We start from the raw sequence: 17,757 nt of genomic DNA, 5'->3' as shown, positions 1-17,757 counted from the left end.
GATGCGCGCCCTCTTCGCAGGGACCTGCGCGAAGGAACTTGACCGGCCGGAGACGAACGAGGACGCGTGCGTCTTCTCCGCCGATGGCCAACGCCTTGCGATGAGCGACGGAGCCAGCGAGTCCTACGACTCGCGTGTCTGGGCGAACCTGCTGGCGCGCAAGTTCTCGGACGACCCCGGGTTCGGCGAGGAGTGGCTTCAAAGCGCAGTGTCGGCCTACCTGAGCGAACACGACTTCGCCGCGATGGGCTGGGCGCAGCAGCTCGCTTATGGACGCGGGTGCTTCGCCACACTGCTGTCCGTCGAGCACGACGCAGCCACGGGCCGCTTGGCGCTCTTCGGCGTCGGCGACACGGTCGCGGCGCTCGTGGTGGGTTCCGAGATCGTTCGGGCGTGGCCGCTGGACGACCCGGAGAAGTTCAAGGAGCGGCCCACCCTACTCTCCACGATTCCGACTCACAACGAGTTTGCGCGCGCGCCCGGCTTCGACGTGCTAGCGCGCCTCGAAATCGACTTGGCCGCGTTTCCGGATCCGACGCTTTTGTGCATGACCGACGCCCTGGGGGAATGGACGCTCAAGATGGCGAGCGAGGACCCCGCGCGCCTTGGGGAGCTCCTGGCGATCAGAAGCGAGGAGCAGCTCGCGGCGCTCGTGGTCGCCGAGCGCGAGGCGAAGCGCATGCGCGTGGACGACTCGACGCTGGCGATCTTGAAATTCGACGCTGGGGAGGACGCGGATGCCCTACCCCACCCTTGAGCAATACAACCAGGCCTTCTCGGCCCACTCGAAGTTGCTGGCGGACCCGGAGCTGCGCGCCGGAAAGCTCGCAACGACTGGGATCGGCATGCCGTTGGCGATCAGCGGCGGCTTCGCGCTGACCTACACGGTCACCGCGCCGCGCGGGAAGTTCGCCGTCCGCTGCTTCCATCGGGAATCAAAGGGCTTGGAGCGGCGCTATGCCGCGATCTCGAAGAAACTCGCTAGCCTGCGCTCGCCCTACTTCCTGGACTTCCAATTCCAGCCGCAAGGCATCCGAGTCGATGGCGCACCATACCCCGTCGTCAAGATGGCGTGGGCCAGCGGGACCCCCTTGTTCGCGTTTCTCGACGACAACCTGAGAAACCCCTCGGCGCTGGGAAAGCTGGCCGACGCCCTGATTCAGCTCGCGGCGTTCATGCAAAGGGAGGGCGTAGCTCACGGCGATTTGTCGACCGAAAACTTGATGGTAAGTCGCGACGGCTCGTCGGTGCAATTGATCGACTACGACGGGATGTTCGTCGATGAAATCAAGAGCCTCGGCAGCGCGGAGTTGGGCAACCTCAACTTCCAGCATCCTCAGCGCAAGGCGTTGAATCCGTTCGACGCGACGCTCGATCGCTTCTCGCTGATCTCCCTCTCGCTCTCGATTCGCGCGCTTCAAGCCGACGCGTCGCTGTGGGACAAGACCAGCTCGGACGAGACCGGGATCGTGTTTCGGTTCAACGACTTCCACGACCCGGCAAGCTCCCCCGCCTTTTCGCTCGTGGCCAAGAACCCGAGCCTGGCGACGCACGCTAAGAACTTTGCCGCCGTCTGCAAGTCGCCGATGGCACTTGCTCCCGATCTGGCGGACTTTCTGGCGGGCAGAAACATCCCTCAGATTCAGGTTGTCATCTCGCCGCCGAGGCCCGGATCGATCACCGTCGCCGGACGGCCGGGCTACATCGGCGCATATCCGGTGCTTTTGGCCACCGACTACGCGGCCTGCCTGCGCGTCGTGGGCGACAAGGTCGAGGTGATCGGGCGCATCGTCGAAGTCAAGCAAGACAAGGCGCGAAACGGGAAGCCCTACATCTTCGTCAACTTCGGGCCTTGGCAAGGCAGCATCTTCAAGGTGTCGATTTGGTCGGACGGCCTGGCGCTCTTGAAGTCGAGGCCGGACGACTCCTGGATCGGAAAATGGGTCAGCGTCGTAGGCCTCATGGAGCCGCCCTTCGTCAACAAGAAGTTTCGCTACTCGCACCTTTCCATCACCGTCGGAGCATCCGGCGCGCTGTCCCAGATCACGGAGCAGGAGGCGCGGTATCGGCTCGCCGGAGCGGGAAAGGCGGCTGGAGCCTTCTCCGCCGGAAAGCCAAGCAGCCAATCGAGCAACCAGCAGACGTTGGACAAGATCAGAGGCGTCTCCGGGGCGGCGCCGAGCCCCTCCTCGCCCGCCGCCGCGCAGCCGGTATCGCCCAACGCCCAGGTGCTGCAAAAGATCAGAGCGGCATCGGGCGCGCCTCCGTCGGCTCCTCCTTCGAGCGCGTCAGGCCGCTACACCTACCAGCCGCCACCGCAACAGCCTGGCGTCGTCGAGAGGCTGTTCAAGTGGCTCTTTGGTTGAACCGCTCCCCTAACCACTCGGTGCTGGCGGGGGTTCGGAAGACTCGGTGCCTTCGATTGGAGCGCTGGTCGGAGATGGGCCTACCGAATCAACCGGAGAGATAGCAGGCTGCTTGTGTCGGAATCGCGGAACCGGAGCTCCCTCAAAGGTCGCTAGCTCGCTAGCTACCGAAAATGCACTATTGTCGTTAGTCAGCGAACTAGCTGATCTACTGTAAAAGCTTCCGTCGCTAGCCAGGCAGACGCCAATGTTGCTGGTAACTCGGTCCTTCCGATTTAGGCTCGACCCCGGGTGGCGAAATGCGAATTGTGAGCGGAATTGGGAAGTCAGCTCCAATGATTGCAGCCTCCCCGGGTTTGAGATTGGGCAAGAATGCTGAGGCCGACCTGTCTATCTCTCCGCAGGCTCGCTCGACGACTTCGCGATCACGGTCGTTTGTCAAACGATGAACGATGAGCGTACCCATCTGGCTAAGGACGCCCTCGGTAACATCGCGCGGGCGCTGGGTAGTTAGGCACACCGTAAGTCCGTACTTTCGACCTTCTTTTGCAACCAGTTCAAAAGCATCAAGTCGAGCAACGGTATCCTCGCCACCAATGTGGCGCCCGAGAAAGTTGTGCGCTTCGTCAACGATCACGACAAGGGGTACCGCCTTAAATGCCCCCTTCCTAGCGGCCAGAAGCAGATGCCGTCCAATGACATTCGCGAATATCTCTCGTGCGTTGTACTCATACGAAATGCCACTGAGGCAAACCCGGAACAATCGGGCATCACTCAACATGAACTCAGACGTGAGTTCAGTTAGCGATTTTCCCTTTGGTCGAAAGACCGGTGCGAACGCAGGAGAGCTGACAATCGCATTTATCCGCCCGACCAAAGTTAGACAGAACGAAAAGTCGCCCGACTCGGGCCCCCAGTGACTGGTATCTTGCACCTTCTCCTTGTTCACCCACCTTGTAGCGTGCGGGTAAACGCATTCCAACTCAATCTGGCGGGCCAGCTTTAGGACGTCGAAGGGTTGAGTGGGGTCGTCGATTGCAGCCTGGATCCGCGAATCTCTGAGAGCCTCCACAAAGGGGGCTCTTGGCTGATCGGCCTTCACAATCAATCCGCTGACAGCGATTTCGGGTTTAAGTGCGGCCAATCGGAGACTTCGGATTGCGCTTCGCAGCTTCGGGCCTTGAACCTTTCCAGCAGGCTCGAATAGGGCTATGAAATCCGACTCGGAGAACGACGTCGCTGGCAGTTCCGCTGAGATCGAACCCTGCGCGACTTCAACAGGAACCCCCAGGTGCACATTGGTCACAAACTGCCCATTGAATCCCCGGTACTCGCCTGTAGCGTCAAGCAGGACCAACTTGCTGCGATAGCGGATGCATTCCTCCACGATACGAGCGGTAGTCCAACTCTTTCCGCCTCCGGTCGCTCCAAGAATTGCGCAGTGCCGCCCAAAAAGCTTCTCCGGCTTTACAGAGATCTCCGCGTCCGCTGCGCCATCGACAGCACCGAGGTTTATGAGAACTTGACCAGGCCTTTCTTCTGGTTCCATCAGCCGCGGAAGGTCGGCGATGAACTGATGAGGAGCGGCATAGACCCGGTCCCCGAGCCTGGGGTAGCCGTCAACCCCTGCCGATACTCGGAGAGACGCCATTGACACTGAACCTAGAAGCTGGATAGTACCCACAGCATCGAGTGATGATGAGTTTCTCGAAGGGTCCAACTTCCTTCTATCCTGCTCAGGAACACGAACCTCAATCATCCGACCGAGCAGCAGTGCCGTTTGACCCTCGATGAGAACAAACTCCCCGACCTCGCCTATTCCGTAGCGCGCCCCGTCAAAGTGAACGCCGCTCGGAGCGCCTCCGCTCTCCAGATTTAACCGGACGCTTTGCGCCGTCACTGACGACAGGATCCCGATGAATAGTTCAGGCCGCAGTATTCCACCAGAGAAGTCTTGATTGGTTGAAGTAGTTCCTCTCGCCATTAGTGCGCCGCGATCTGCTTGATGTCACGAGAGATGCGTTCTGCAGGAGTAAGGGCCTTCAGGTCAGGAATCAGGTCAGCAAAAACGCCAAACGTCGCGCTGATAAGCCAAACGTCGCTCCCCTTACCGGCTAGATCAAACAAGCGTCGCCAGTATTTGTGACGCTCCTCAGTACTTTTCACCAGTTCATGCGCCCACGGATCGACGACTACGAGTCGAAGGTGCGGATTCGTCTTTACTGCACTGAGGATCGGCTCTGACAGATGATCATCTTGAAACCCGAAGCCGGTGACAATCACGCAGGTGTTTGGATTGCGCAAGGACGATAGGTATTGGGATATCAGTTCTAAATGAGGTTGAACATAGGATTGTTGGTACTTTCCGCGCGCAGGGTATATGAGACATGCAGATTCCGGTGATGGCTTGCCGATAACTACATCGGCGTTCTCGGACCGAACCCAATCCACAGAGCCATGCAACTTGAATAGAAGAAAGACGCCTTCAAGCGGAGCTCCTGAGTCTTCCCCATTTAGTGGCCTCCGAACGATGTCATAACTGAAGAATCTAGGGTCAAACGTTCGAGGTTGCGTGAATGAGAATCCATCCACCGGTATCAGTCCTTGCTTGGAGGCCGCCGACTCGAAACAGACATCGTAGTTCGTGGTGAACACCTTCAACCGAGAATCTCGCGTGCGGCGTCGCGAAAGCTTATGCAGAAACGTTCTGTGCGCCGCAAGTTGACTGTCCGAATCTGGACCTAAGAACCCACTGCACTCTTCCAGAATGGACTTCCGGGCTGACTCAACGAATTTCTTGACATTCGGACTCGCGTTCACTTGCAAGAAGGCTTCGCACCTCGATAGCAGCCCCTCGATATTCTCACCGTCGGCCGTCGCGTCGTATCCCACTCCCTGAATTACGGACGCCGCCTCCGCCGTCGGCACGCTACCTTTGCCGCATACACACGATTGCCAAAGGTTGCCCATTGAGGGGCCTCTAGTCACCGGACCCAGTGACGTTCCACTTCCGGCAAGCACCATGACATGCTGCATTTGAAGGGAAGAGAGCAAGGAGGCCTGCAGGCCTTCTCTCGCACGCCGCGTCTCCTCAGGCGCAGCACCCTCAACGGATAACTTGGGCGCGAGTTGCCTCCAGGCGGCAGCGCCAGCATCAAAAAAAGTTGCCGGAGGGAGCTCGTCACTAGCTACGGGAGCACTAGAAGCGTTCGTCTCAGCGGTCGGTGATTCAGGCGCCATGCATACTCCGCAACGTTGCCAAGGAAACTTCTCTTGCTGCTAGATTCGCCTGGCCACGATCCCAGCTCTGCTCATCAATGATATTGCGTGCGCCTCTTCAGCGCAACGAAGGTTTACCTCCCTGCGCAAGATCATCGGCTCATCGGAGCAGCTACGCGGCCTCATTTCGGTGCCGTCGAAGCACGCCACAGATCGCATTCAGTGTCGAAAACTGATTGTTGTCGCTAGTCAGCATTAGGTCGAGTGGTGCGCAAACGGGAAACGCCGCCGACCCGAGTCGGTGGAAAACCTCAGTCGCCAGAAAAGGCGAGAGCCCCATTGGATGTGCTGAACCAACCTTCGGAGCGGGACATCTCTCGGATCACTTCACATCCGTTCCGCAGCCTCGAAGTCAGCTCTCGCGCTGACCCAGTATTTGGTATAGACGCCGCGACTAGCAATCTGGCGGCCTTCATCCAGAGTGGCCTTCTAAGGTCATTGTCTTGGAGCGGCGTTCTTCGGCTTACTGTGTCAATCAGTTGCACTCCGATCGTTCGATTGGCTTCCGAAAGAGGACCAGCGAGCAAGACTGATCGGGTAGCCGCCCAAAAGTGGCCATCAATCCGACCTTCTGCTCTTTGCTCGAGGAGCCTCGCTGCGTCGAGAACAGCCTCGATTGCAGCGAGCAACTCTTGCGCTTGATTTCTCAAAGCGAGGACCACGGTTGCCACAACGAGGCGCGTTCTTTCGCCACCTTCAAGACGAGCAAACACTGAATTGGTTGAGGAAATGGCACCGCCCGGCACCTCGACCCCGGAGCTTCTGGCCAGTAGCCGGAACTGGTCCGCCGACATGATGAAGGAGCGCAGCTCTGCTAGTGCAGGTACGATATAAATTTGTGATCTCTTCCCCCTGGGGGAAGGGGGCGGGTCGATCAGCGATCCTGTTAGAAGCCTCAACGGTCGGACGCCAGACGAAGTTGACCCGAAATGGGCCTGCGCCACCAGGTAGTCGCCGAGGGCATGAACACGCGTTTCATCGACAACCATTGCAAGTTCGTTGGCTTGTTCGATTCCGCGGTTCAAATCACCCCAATCCTCATTCCCATGGGTGCCTTTCGCTTCAACCGCGTGCCAACGAAGGGCGCTGCTGTTCTTGGACTTGCGGACAAGAAGATAGTCCGCGTTCTTGGTAGCAAGGGTGCCTCCAGAAAAGTCTACTGTGCGGGCATTGGCAGTGGCTCGCGCCGCATACACACTTCGATGCCAGAAATGCTTGAGATCCCATCCTTTGTGAAACTTTGATATCCAAGCCTCAGCCGCCAATCGTGCACAGATTCCGCCTAGCAGAAAGCCTAGATCACCGAGTTCGGTTCCATCCAACACGTCGGAGAAGCCCGCGCGGGCATAGTCATCTGGCGGTATGCGACGCAGTGTGGTCAGAACCATTCGTGCGCGCGCGCGTAGATGCCTCTGCAAGTCTTGATAGTCTGGACTCGATGCACCGTACAACGAGAGTGCACTGCCGTAGCCTGAATCGCATGCCGCGGCCTGTACGCGGGCGGCGGTCAGTGGAGCGACGCTGAGTGGCGTTGTTTCGCGTAAATCAGCGCCGTCACGTACTTGAGCCTTCTTGATACCGTCGGGGACGTAGTAGTGGATTTTCATTGTCTCAGGAGGGTAGTCGGATGCCAGTGGATGAACCCCATTCGATCGGTCCTACGTGGCATAGCGCGCGACGCAGTGCCCGCACATCCATTCACCATCATCGAAGATGCCACCTGTCATGTCGCTCCGGCGGTTGCACCACCCGCACTCCGGCAATTCGCGTTCTGATTCTGGAGTCACCCGCGCAGTTGTACGACCCCACGCCAGACTGCCACTTCCTTGCTTCATCTTTGCCGACGGAAGGAGCGCAGGGTCCGGAGGTGCAGCGAAGCGCCCGCAATTGGTACACCAGCGGCCGCCATGATGCTCGATAGTGCTCGCCTTCTTGCACCTTGAGCAGACAGTCAGCTCCGCGATAGGTACCTCTATTGCCGCTCCGACTTGCGCGGATGACCCATCCACCTTTGGCGTCGAGTCCGAGCCGGTTCGCGCTGCCACAAGATCGTCCCAGCTTGCGACGCGGCGGCACTTCATCCCATTTTTGTTCAGGTGCGCAAGCAAAGGATCGTAGCCCTTGTCTTTTGCGATCACTATGCACTCAGTCTCGGGTGACGTCTCAAATAGACGCCCGAGATGAAAGGCGATGTGGAAGTCCAGGGCATTCTTGCCCATTCCATCAATCTTCTGAAAATCGACACGTGCAAAACGGTGGGCGTTCTGCTTGCTTTTAGATGCCCTCGGAGGCTCTTGATTCCTGCCTACGAAAATCACCGCCCTGAATCCCTCGTCCAGAACGGACAAGTCCACTTTGGGAACGTTTTCGTAGTCCAACAGCAATAGCGTGTGAGCCATGAATTGGATCATGCCGCACGCTGCTCACGCTGGCAATGCGGATGGCAACTCGATCACGCTGCGCTTTGCAGCCAGCGTTTGGACTGCACGAAGCTGCGTCGCAAGGAGATTCCAACTCGCCCATCACGGCTGTCGGCGATAGCTGCCAGAAAGAGTAGGCCACTCAGGCAGAATCGGCCTATGCCCAATATCGCATCTGTCCTAAAGGACGAAATCACGCGCCTCGCCCGCAAGGAACTCAAGTCAGAGACAGCGAGCCTTAAGAAGGCTGTCGCGACCTACCGACACGAGATCGCCACCTTAAAGCGGAAGGTTGCTGCGTTGGAGAAGCAGGTTAGGCGTGTGGAGCCAAAGGCTCCGCGGACATCCCTACAAGGGCCCCAGGACGACGAAGGCCTTCGCTTCCGCGCAGCAGGCTTCGCCCAGCATCGCAAGCGCCTAGGGCTTTCTGCCTCAGACGTTGGCAAGCTCATTGGCGCATCGCAGCTATCCGTCTACAAGTGGGAGTCTGGCAAAGCAAAGCCTCGCCGGTCGTACTTACCCGCTATCGCTGCGCTCCGGAGGATGGGCAAGCGGGAAGCGACGAAGCGGCTTGCGGAACTGGTCTAGACCATAGGGACGGCTGGCGGGAAGCGTGGCCTGACCGCTGCCGTCATGTCGTGACATCGAGCGCGTTCTTGCTAGCGGCATCTCCGTCTCGATCCAGGGCAAATAGCGCACAGAAAAGCCGCGCACTGCGTCATCGCCCGCCTACAGCAAGGCCGGCACGATGCAGCCATGAACACCGCACCCTCCACCCCTGCCACGTCCGAACATTGGGCGTGCGAGTTCGACCGCCTCCGTCACGAGATGCGTTCTTGCACGCGCCGTCTGCGCCGCCGCCCTTCCAGCATGGTCGGCATCGAGGTCGCCTACCTGGCTTTGTCTGACTGGCTGGCTGCCGGTGGGCATCACGCCGGAGCCGGCGCTTCGGGCAACAGCGCGGTCAGCGCGCCGACGGCGTCCTCCGAATTGGTGAAGCTTGGCACGCCGCCAAGCCAATAGAATCCTTCGCATTACATTTCCCGGACGGAGGCGAAGCATGTCCTTTCTGAAGAAGTTGTTCTCAAGAAAGCCGACGCCAGCCGCAGCGGCCGCGGAGCTGATTGGGAGGATGCATCAACTTCGACCAGGCATGCAGTTCCACTACGACGCCGAACAGAACGTTATCCGCATCGACAACGGGGTGATCTCCCTCGCCAACTTCTATACGGACTATGTCAGGGCAAACGGCGGTGAGCGCGAGAAGTTGCTGCATGTCTTCGCGCAGGGCGTTCTGCCTACCGAATTCCCCAACGACTTCGCTACGGCAAGGCCGAACTTGCTACCAGCCCTGCGCCATCTTGGCGGGCTGGAGATTGCGCGGATCTCTTCCGGCATCGAAGGCGGCGATCTTCCGCTTGAGGGATGCCAACCGTTCTCCGACGAGCTTGGGATTGCCGTGGTGTACGACACGGAACATGGGATCGCATCCGTCTCCGACGCCGAGTTCAAGAAGTGGGGCGTCACACTGGAGGAGGCTCGCGTGGTCGCCATCGACAACCTTCGGCAGAAGGCACCGCCTGCGTTTCAGGAGGTGGTTCCGGGGTTGTACCAGTCGAACTATGGGGACTACTACGACGCGGCCCGGGTGCTGCTGCATGAGCACATCCACCAGTTGGCGATCACCGGCAATCCGGTGGTGATGGCGCCCAATCGAAGTTGCCTGCTGGTTGCCAGTGACCGGAGTGACCAGGCGCTAGTGGGGATGATTCGCATAGCGCAGCACTTCCTGCACAACGAGAGCCGTCCGTTGAGCGCCGAGATGCTGAGGCTAATCGATGGACAGTGGTCCCCGTGGATCCCGACCATCGGGGACGCGGCGCAACAATTGCGAAGCCTTCAGAAGCAGCAAGTGGCAAGTGACTACAACGAACAGAAGGCGGCGCTGGACCACTTCACCCAAGCGAAAGGGATCGACGTCTTTGTCGCCTCCCATTCCTTGATGCAGAAGGAGGATGGTCAGCTCGTGAGCTTCTGCACCTTGAGCGTGGGGGTAGACACATGGCTTCCTCGCGCCGACGTTGTGATGCTCATTGACCCAAGCAAGAAGAAGGGCGATCCACGCGCCGTCAAGTGGCAGGCGTTTGAGCGAGAGGCAGGACATCTTTTGGAGCGCCTGCCATATCGACTGCCGCGGTTCAAAGTCACGAATCATCCTGACGAGGCGACGGTGGCCCGCATGGAGCCCGCGCCCCTGTAGCGATCCGTCGAAAGTTCATGAAACTTCTGGTGGGCAGGGGGCGCATCAACGGCACATCAACAGTCTGGCTACCACCTGCGCACCCCGCGGAAAGGTAAATTCCGTGCCGGGAGGGAGAGTGTACTGTACGCTTTTACAGTGCCGATATGGGCGCTGGAGAAATGCATGGAACACCCTTACACCGTTGCCCTCGTTATCGATACCGTCGAGCTTCCGGCAGTGCGGCGCATCGAAGCGGAGAAGCGTTGCGCCGAATCGCTGGAACGCGCGCTCGGTGGGCCTGAGGCGGTCGCCGAATCGCTGATGGCATGGAGGTCCGCTAATGACAGTGCGCCGGTAGACCTGGACGCCGACACCATGGCCCTGGCCGCTCGATGGCACTGCGTCGCCAGCCAGGCCAGTCAAGACGGCATACGCAACCTGGGCGAGATCGCGGGTGCGCACTTTGACTTCCGTCTGCAGCGAGGCTAGCCCATGGGCCAGGCCACCGAGCCCTCCCTCGCGCCATGCCGTCGTGTGACCGGATGGACGCAGCATCGTCATTGCCGGCCGGGGCGCCGCTGCCTTTCGTGGCCGGTGCCGTATGCGTCGTGGTCATCCTGGCCTAAGGAGGACCAGGATTCGCCTCGTCGGCGTACCCTGCGTCCACGAGGTTTTACGAGGACTACCTTGAAGCGTCAGGCAAGGGGCTGGACTATTTTGGGCTTCCTCCGTTCCAAGGTGAAATGCCTTAACAACTACGGGCCCGGTTCTGGCCTTCTCGACAGAACAAGCGGCGGGCACTACACACTCGGACCAACAACCTCTACGTAGCCAATCAATTCCGCCGAGTAGCTGCCATCTCCGGTCGCAGCACCCTTGTGTTTGAGTTCTCGCTGCAGCGTAGGCTCGACGGCGCGTGTGAAAAGTTCCAGTCGTTGCTCCGGTGAGAATGTCGGTGAAGTCGTCGGTGCTTGCAGATACTGTTCGCAATGCCGTTCGACTGCCGGGACCCTCGTTCCATCCTGCTTGATGGCAATGGGCTGGAGCACCACGCGGCGCTCGCCTTGGCCCGCGGATGCCTCAACCATCCACAGCGAAAGGAGCACCGGTTCGTCTACGTTGCCGGACACGGCGATGCCGACTTCCTCGGGCGGCACGCTGCGCCAGCGGCCCAGTTCGTCCTGAACCAGCGGATGATCCAAGCCCATCAGTTGCAGATCGTCCTGGTTGGTCGCAGCTTCACGGCTTAGAGTGAACCGGGCGTGGCGTGTGCCTTCGGCGGTGACGAGGTCGTAGGTTGCGTCGTCCACCTTGACTAGCTTCTGTTGGCGATCCGCTACCGCCGCGGAGAGGAAGCGCACAAGCCGATCCAAGCTGGACGACACGTCCGAGAAGGGCTTGTAGTCGTCAAGGCTGAAGCCGTCAAGGTCTTGAAACAGGTCGAACACCACCTGCCGCGCTTCGCGAGAGTTCGACAGCGCCGCCTCCAGCTCCACCTGCGTGCGTTTCAGCTCCGGGTCGGACAGCGCCTCCTGATACAGCCGGTCGTAGTTCAATCGTTCCGACAACTGCCCAAGAATTTGTGCGCGCAGGTCTTCCGCCACGTTGCCCTGGTCATCCACCTTGCCGACCGTGCGCGCGATCTCCGTCAGCTTCTCGTCGAGCAGCAGAAAAATGCGGCCTTCTATGGTGTCCGACAGCACAAGGTTGTAGACCTGCGCGGTGTGGCTCTGTCCATAGCGATGGATTCGCCCGATGCGCTGCTCCATGTCCATCGGATTCCACGGCAGGTCGAAGTTGAACAAGACGCGCGCGAACTGCAGGTTGATACCTTCTCGTCCGGCCGCTGTGCAGACCAGCACGCGCGGGCCGTCTTTCAGGCGAAAGCGCCGCTCTGCCGCCACCTTCGCACCGTGGTCGCCCCCGCGTAGCACGGCGACGCCCTGACCGGGGAACGTTTGCTCGATCTCGCGAGCGATCATGTCCACCGTGCCGAGGTAGGTGGCGAAGATCACGATCTTCTCATTGGGGTTCTGCCCCCACAGCGTGCCTAATCCGTCAAGCAGCTTTTGCATCTTGGTTTCGCGCTCTGCCGGGAACACCCGCAGCAGGTCGCCGATGCGCAGACGCTCCTCCGGCAGATGCAGATCCACGACCGCCGACGCGGCTTCTTCCGCGTGTGTGGCTGAATATTCACTGCCGTAAGGGTCAGAGGCCATCTCCAGTGCCTCTTCGTCCAGCTTCTTGACCAGCCGGTACTTCAGATCAGCCAGCACGCGGTCCACCGCGCTGCGCCCGACGCTGTCGCGCGACAGGCCGAACTCCTCGTGGATCAGCTCGCGCGCTTCTTCGGTCAGGCGCTCGCGGCCCTCGATGTCCAGCTCCTTGTCGCGCAGAAGCGCCTCGTGCAGCGTCAGCATCAGCAGGCGGCGCTTGAGCGTGCGGCGGACGGCCGCGAAGCTTGATGCCGCGATCTTCTGGAAGATCGCCATCAGGAAGCCTAGCGCGCGCCCCTGGTTGCCTTGACGGCGCGCGAGATCGAAGCCGTCCTCCAGATACTCGCGCAGCTTCTCGTAAAACAGCCGCTCCGCTTGGTTCATCACGAAGGATTCGGTGTGAACCCAGCGCCGCGCGAACAGTGGCGAGCCATCGGGCTGGCAAGCGTCCGCCTTGGTACGGCGGAACATCACCGTGTTGAGGCGGTGCCGCTCCACCAACATCTCCTCAGGGCTGCGGAACAGCGTCGGGTTCAGCAGTTGCGCCAGCATCCAGAACTGGAAGTGATTGCCCTGGTGCGGCGTGGCCGACAGCAGCACAAGGTCGCGCGAGTGATCCTTCAGCGCCTCGGCCAGCTTGTAGTTCTCGGTCTTGCGCACCTTGCCGCCGGTCTTGTAGGCTGTGAGGTGATGCGCTTCGTCGAACACCACCAGATCCCAGCGTGGCGCATCCAGCAGGCGCTTGATGCGCGCCGGGCGCTTCAGCGTGTCGATGCTGGCGATCAGCCGGTCATGCTTGGCGAAGGCATTGGTCTTGCGGTCGGTGATGTCGCCTTCGGAGCCGAACACCTCGAAGTCGAGGTTAAATACCTCGTTCAGCTCGCGGTGCCAGTTGTTCACGAGGCCCGCAGGCACCACCATCAGCGCGCGGGTCAATTCACCCCGGCTGGCCAGCTCGCGCAGGATCAGCGCGGTTTCGATGGTCTTGCCCAACCCCACCTCGTCGGCGATCAAGTAGCGCCGGGGTGAGGCGGTGGCGATGCGGTGCGTCAGCACTACCTGATGCGGCAGCAGGTCGATCTTGGCCGAGGTCAGCGCCGAGGCGCTTTCCATCACCGGCAGCGCGTGCGCCTCATAGGACAGCCATGCCTTGCGGGACCGCTCCGCGCCGCCATCTACGGCGCGCAGGATGCGCTCGGTGCGAGTGAGTTCGCGCCGCAGCGACGCCACCGGCACCCGGCGTTCGCCGACGCCGAAGAACGCGCGCAAATAGCCGTCACGCGCCGAGTCGAGGACGACACCCTGGCCGTGCTCGTGGTGGGTGATGCGCTCGCCAGGTTGGAACTGAATCTCAGCCGTCACTCAGCCGACCTCAAGTAATCCGTAGGTGGAACAAGCCAGCGGGCCTGCCGCCGTCGCTCAGCAGAATCTCTTGCGGGTAGTCGTTGGCTTGGCCCCACAAGATGCGGCCGAGATCGATCTGATGCCCGTGGGGCGAGTGGCACAGCCAACCCACCTCATCGGTCGCCGTATTCGCCCTGAGGCGGTTGTGGCCGCCGGGCAGCCAGAAGACCAGTGCGCCATCGCTTCCCCACTCATCTTGAAACGACAGGATGGCGGGCTTGATCGCATCGCCCAGCCACGCTTCGGCATCCGTAGGCGTCAGCAGATCGAGGCTGCCGTCCAGCCCGGCCACCACCAGCGTCTTCCCTCCATTGCTCGGCAGGTCGTCCGGCCAACTGCCCGGGGTTTTGCTGGCGCGCAGAAACTGGCGCAAGCTCCACACCTCGCTGGCCGAGCAAATCTGGTTGCGGGCTTCCTCATCCCACACCCAACTGGTGCCGCGCCGCTGCCACACCGTGTCGCGCAGTTGTCTCATTGCTCGTACTCCCCATCGTCATCGAACAAGGATACCTGCGCGGCCTGGGGTGCCTGGCTGGCGTGCCAAGCGTTGTGGATGGACACCGCGCGCGAGGCCGCGTTGCGGGTGGTCTGATCCGGGCCGTTACGGTGCAGCCATTCCAGCAGCGGCTTCAGCGCGACGTGCGGCTTGAAGTTCTCGTTCTTCAGCGTGTCCGAGGCGTTGATGCCGCTGCCGTCGAAGCACGCGCCAATCAGCACCAGCGCCTGATCCAGATCGGAGGTCAGCTTGCGGCGATGCTTGCCCGACCACTCGCGTGCGAACTCCAGCGCGCCGGTGCGGGTGAACACCTTGTTCTTCTCCGCGCACCAGCCGCGCTGCACGAATTCGACCGGCGTGGTGATCGAGCCTCTGAGAAACTTCTGCAACTGGTCACGCTTCAGCTCAGGCGCGTTACCGAAGGTACGCAGAAACTGGCGCGTGATCGGCTCGGCGTTGACCGGCGGCGCTTCCTTGCCGTTGTCGGCGTCTTCGTCAATAAGCTGGTTGATACCCACCAACGCGTCGCGCACAGAGATGGTGCGGCCTTCGTCCACATACACCTTGCCGTAGTGGCGCGAGAAGTATTCCAGCGCCTTGCCGCGCCGAATCACCTGGAGGTCGGCGGCGGGCAATCCTTCCTTGGCATGGTTCTCCAACATCGCCTGCAGCTGGCGTACATCGGCCATCACCTCGCGGCGCATCCGGCCCCAGCTCACCGGCTTGGGCTCTTCGGTGCGCTTCCGGCAGACGTGGATGATGTCGTACTCCACCTTCTGTGACCCAAAAGCAGCAGTTTCTCCCTTAGTTTCGTCCGAGCGAACCGGATATGCGGCTTCAAGATAGAAGCCGGCATCAAACAGCGACTCCAGAACCGAAATCCAGGGCTCGTCTTCACTGTGATGGAACGTAAAGGTGAGCAATCCCCCTGGCTTCAGAATGCGATGAGCCTCTCGCCAGCATTGAGTTAGCAACCTCTGATAAAACCCGTCGGAATCGTCGCCTTCCCGGAAGGGGTTCGACACTACTTCTACTGCTTTCGGCGTGTACTCGGCATCAAAGTGGGAGTACTTGTCTTTGAGAACGAGGCGCAGCCAAACGTAGAAGAAATCGGACAACTCGGCATATTGAAGAATTCCGCCAAAGGGCGGATCCGTAACGACCAAATCGAACTGGCCCGTCCATTCTTCTGGCAAATTAGTTGAGGACTCACAGGAGATAGACACGTCTCCTCTTCGGACTCGGTCGCCTGGATAGATCTTTGTCGTCTTCCCTCCCAGCTTGCCTTTCAAATCAGAGAACTCGTGCGCTACCCAACTGTTGCTCGCGTTATCCCACGGCGTGTCATGCCACCTCAAAGTGTCTTCAAGACCTTCGATACATCCGTGCCAGTTGCCTCGCCCAATTGGGCCGAACACATTGTTCTCGACGGTGTTATTTTTCGTATGAAAGTTGTTGTTCGACAGCGCAGGACTTAACTGGTCTGCACCAAAATCCCAGATTGAAAAAGAACACTGATTTCGCAGGTACTGCTGATAAGCGGCCAGGACAAACTCACGATACTTCCATTCATGATCGCCCACAGTGGCGATAGCTTTGAGCAACGATGCATGTACCAGAAGTTGCCGCGGATTGAACATCGTCCAGTAGTGCGTAAAACCATGATCGGGTATGCCCCAGCCATGGGTTTTCCAGCCCGGGGATAGCTTAGATCGAGGCCAGTAAGCTGCCAGATCTGAATCTTTCCGGCTATCCCATTCCTTGACCGCAGCGTTGTACTGGCGCGCGAGCTCCTCAGACATTGGAGCGAAAAAACGTCCGTTGTATGGATCGCCCGCCGAGTCCGCGCTGGCAGAGTAGCCATGGATTGCGTATGAAGCGATTGCCCCTGTCTTTCCCGTAGCTTTGGTGGCTTCGAGCACATCATTCTTTGCGCCGTCGGCGCCGCAGGCGAAGCTTGACTTTTCCACGACTTTCAAAGGGATGCCAGCGGGATCGCGCTCTAAGTCGCCGGTCGATTTATTCCTTTTGTCCTTCAGCGCCGCTGTACCGCCACGTACATCTGTGAAGAAGGTAATGCCAGTTTCTGGGCATGTGACCTGAGTTGGAAGCTGCCTAACATTCTTCAGCTCACCCGTGAGTTTGTCGGCTACAACGTGCGTGTCTGTCCCGCGGACTTCTAGAAGGCGAAGTTTTGAGGTGCGGGCCAAATTCCAGCGTGCGGTTGCTTCCGGTCCATCTTGGGCGGATCCACCAAAGGCATTCCCATCTGCATCATGATCGCGGCTTCCCGCCAGCCACTGCGGGTGCACGAGTAGAGCCAGCTCGATCTTCTTCTTCTCGCCCTTACCGAAGGGCACCAGTGCTGAGTGTCCGCAATGCGGACAGATCGCCCCGCGTCGCTTGTCAAGAACGGAGTGTGGATGCTCCTCGGACGCCACAAATAGGGGGACGCTCGGCGCTATACGAGCGGCTTTCTCTTCCACGTGAAACTCGGTGCTGCACGCGGCGCAAACGTGATCCCAATACCTCACCTGGAGTGTCTTGGTCGCAACAACTGGGTCTGGCATGATGGGCGTTCGGTGCCCACAACCGGTGACCTGACACGGACCGTGTTTAGACCAGAATGAGTAAATGATCTCCGGACCTGAATAGGCGTACTCCTGTCGCTCTTCAAGCGGTATTGCTAAGGGATCAAAGTCGTCTGGCATCACGCGATTGCTGGGCTTGTGAGTCCATGTACCTTTTTCGCCGCTTGGTCCGTCACAAAAGAAGTACGGCATTAGCTGCGGCTTGACCTCTGCCTCGATGTCCGCGAGCAAGCCCTTCACGTGGTTGAGGTCCACATCGGCGAGCTCCTGCTTCACCACGAACCAAGCAACCGGGTTCAGGTCGTTCCCGACTACGCTCATGCCGAGCCGAGAACCCTCGATCAACGTGGTACCGCCGCCCATGAAGATGTCAGCGACCTTCAGCTTCTGGAAAGCGCCGTTCTGTTGGTGATTGGCGTAGTAGTTGTCCCAGACGAGCCGCGCCGCCTGGGCTGCGTCGTCCGGCGCGCTGGCCGCGGCTGCGAGCAGGATGGTGCGGAAAACACTTGGCTGTCGCCTAGCCCACCACTTACTGAGTTGATAGATCGGCTTCTTCGTTGCTCCAGTTGTTGCCTCCAACGCTGCAATTGAATTCACCGGCAGGATTGGAAAGTCAACCTCGAGACAAGTCTTCTTTCGGGAAGGGTCGCCAAAATCAACAGATTTCATCTTAGCTGGCTTTCCAGCTCCAACTGCTCTCGCCACTTCTTGAGCTATTTGTTCTTTCTTGGTCGCCACTGCAT

The 17,757-nt window shown here is 59.8% G+C and carries 13 protein-coding genes; 6 read left to right on the top strand and 7 right to left on the bottom strand.

Going from position 1 to position 17,757, the window contains the following annotated elements; genetic code table 11:
* The first annotated feature begins 1 nt into the window (after position 1).
* On the top strand, positions 2-757 hold the full coding sequence (locus FN976_RS20560) for a hypothetical protein (RefSeq protein WP_145894939.1): 756 nt from the start codon (positions 2-4) through the stop codon (positions 755-757).
* A complete protein-coding gene (locus FN976_RS20555) occupies positions 738-2,366 on the top strand; it encodes a serine/threonine-protein kinase (RefSeq protein WP_145894938.1) in 1,629 nt (542 codons plus the stop codon). Before FN976_RS20560 ends, FN976_RS20555 begins: the two co-directional genes overlap by 20 nt.
* A gap of 229 nt (positions 2,367-2,595) precedes the next feature.
* Here the strand turns inward: FN976_RS20555 and FN976_RS20550 are convergent, their stop codons facing one another.
* The 4 genes from FN976_RS20550 to FN976_RS20535 form a co-directional block, all read right to left on the bottom strand.
* Positions 2,596-4,266 (bottom strand): ATP-binding protein, encoded by a 1,671-nt coding sequence (locus tag FN976_RS20550; protein WP_222432860.1) that lies wholly within the window; start codon positions 4,264-4,266, stop codon positions 2,596-2,598.
* Positions 4,267-4,349: 83 nt separating this feature from the next.
* Positions 4,350-5,336 (bottom strand): SIR2 family protein, encoded by a 987-nt coding sequence (locus FN976_RS20545; protein WP_222432859.1) that lies wholly within the window; start codon positions 5,334-5,336, stop codon positions 4,350-4,352.
* 560 nt (positions 5,337-5,896) lie between these two features.
* Positions 5,897-7,252 carry a hypothetical protein gene (locus tag FN976_RS20540; protein WP_145894935.1) on the bottom strand — a complete coding sequence of 452 codons (1,356 nt, stop codon included), beginning with the start codon at positions 7,250-7,252 and terminating at the stop codon, positions 5,897-5,899.
* 51 nt (positions 7,253-7,303) lie between these two features.
* Positions 7,304-8,056 (bottom strand): PIN domain-containing protein, encoded by a 753-nt coding sequence (locus FN976_RS20535; RefSeq protein ID WP_145894934.1) that lies wholly within the window; start codon positions 8,054-8,056, stop codon positions 7,304-7,306.
* A 168-nt stretch (positions 8,057-8,224) separates the two neighbouring features.
* Between FN976_RS20535 and FN976_RS20530 the strand changes: the two genes are divergently transcribed.
* The 4 genes from FN976_RS20530 (at position 8,225) to FN976_RS20515 (ending at position 10,796) form a co-directional block, all read left to right on the top strand.
* Positions 8,225-8,653 carry a helix-turn-helix domain-containing protein gene (locus tag FN976_RS20530; protein WP_145894933.1) on the top strand — a complete coding sequence of 143 codons (429 nt, stop codon included), beginning with the start codon at positions 8,225-8,227 and terminating at the stop codon, positions 8,651-8,653.
* Between the two features lie 168 nt (positions 8,654-8,821).
* Entirely contained in the window at positions 8,822-9,088 is a 267-nt protein-coding gene (locus tag FN976_RS20525; RefSeq protein ID WP_145894932.1) for a hypothetical protein, read from the top strand.
* A gap of 37 nt (positions 9,089-9,125) precedes the next feature.
* Positions 9,126-10,325, top strand: coding sequence for a DUF1444 domain-containing protein (locus FN976_RS20520; RefSeq protein WP_145894931.1), 1,200 nt, complete (start codon positions 9,126-9,128; stop codon positions 10,323-10,325).
* Between the two features lie 165 nt (positions 10,326-10,490).
* Entirely contained in the window at positions 10,491-10,796 is a 306-nt protein-coding gene (locus FN976_RS20515; RefSeq protein ID WP_145894930.1) for a hypothetical protein, read from the top strand.
* Positions 10,797-11,107: 311 nt separating this feature from the next.
* On the opposite strand, the gene FN976_RS20510 is transcribed toward FN976_RS20515, so the two are convergent.
* From FN976_RS20510 to FN976_RS20500, 3 genes are read right to left on the bottom strand one after another with little or no spacing between them, the layout of a single operon-like run.
* Positions 11,108-13,885: a DEAD/DEAH box helicase gene (locus tag FN976_RS20510; RefSeq protein ID WP_145894929.1), complete on the bottom strand. Its 2,778-nt coding sequence runs from the start codon at positions 13,883-13,885 to the stop codon at positions 11,108-11,110.
* 10 nt (positions 13,886-13,895) lie between these two features.
* Entirely contained in the window at positions 13,896-14,402 is a 507-nt protein-coding gene (locus tag FN976_RS20505) for a hypothetical protein (RefSeq protein WP_145894928.1), read from the bottom strand.
* Positions 14,399-17,752: a DUF1156 domain-containing protein gene (locus FN976_RS20500; protein WP_145894927.1), complete on the bottom strand. Its 3,354-nt coding sequence runs from the start codon at positions 17,750-17,752 to the stop codon at positions 14,399-14,401. The genes FN976_RS20505 and FN976_RS20500 overlap by 4 nt, the downstream gene beginning before the upstream one ends.
* Between the last annotated feature and the right edge of the window lie 5 nt (positions 17,753-17,757).

Source organism: Caenimonas sedimenti (assembly GCF_007833165.1).
GTDB classification, from domain to species: Bacteria; Pseudomonadota; Gammaproteobacteria; order Burkholderiales; family Burkholderiaceae_C; genus Ramlibacter; species Ramlibacter sedimenti.
Note: the sequence above shows the minus strand (reverse complement) of the source record. Positions and strands in the feature narration are given on the sequence as shown.

Excerpts from the sequence above, each read along its gene's own strand:
- FN976_RS20560 (WP_145894939.1), top strand. The coding sequence starts at position 2 with ATGCGCGCCCTCTTCGCAGGGACCTGCGCGAAGGAACTTGACCGGCCG.
- FN976_RS20555 (WP_145894938.1), top strand. The coding sequence starts at position 738 with ATGCCCTACCCCACCCTTGAGCAATACAACCAGGCCTTCTCGGCCCAC.
- FN976_RS20545 (WP_222432859.1), bottom strand. The coding sequence starts at position 5,336 with ATGGGCAACCTTTGGCAATCGTGTGTATGCGGCAAAGGTAGCGTGCCG.
- FN976_RS20540 (WP_145894935.1), bottom strand. The coding sequence starts at position 7,252 with ATGAAAATCCACTACTACGTCCCCGACGGTATCAAGAAGGCTCAAGTA.
- FN976_RS20535 (WP_145894934.1), bottom strand. The coding sequence starts at position 8,056 with ATGATCCAATTCATGGCTCACACGCTATTGCTGTTGGACTACGAAAAC.
- FN976_RS20530 (WP_145894933.1), top strand. The coding sequence starts at position 8,225 with ATGCCCAATATCGCATCTGTCCTAAAGGACGAAATCACGCGCCTCGCC.
- FN976_RS20525 (WP_145894932.1), top strand. The coding sequence starts at position 8,822 with ATGAACACCGCACCCTCCACCCCTGCCACGTCCGAACATTGGGCGTGC.
- FN976_RS20520 (WP_145894931.1), top strand. The coding sequence starts at position 9,126 with ATGTCCTTTCTGAAGAAGTTGTTCTCAAGAAAGCCGACGCCAGCCGCA.
- FN976_RS20515 (WP_145894930.1), top strand. The coding sequence starts at position 10,491 with ATGGAACACCCTTACACCGTTGCCCTCGTTATCGATACCGTCGAGCTT.
- FN976_RS20505 (WP_145894928.1), bottom strand. The coding sequence starts at position 14,402 with ATGAGACAACTGCGCGACACGGTGTGGCAGCGGCGCGGCACCAGTTGG.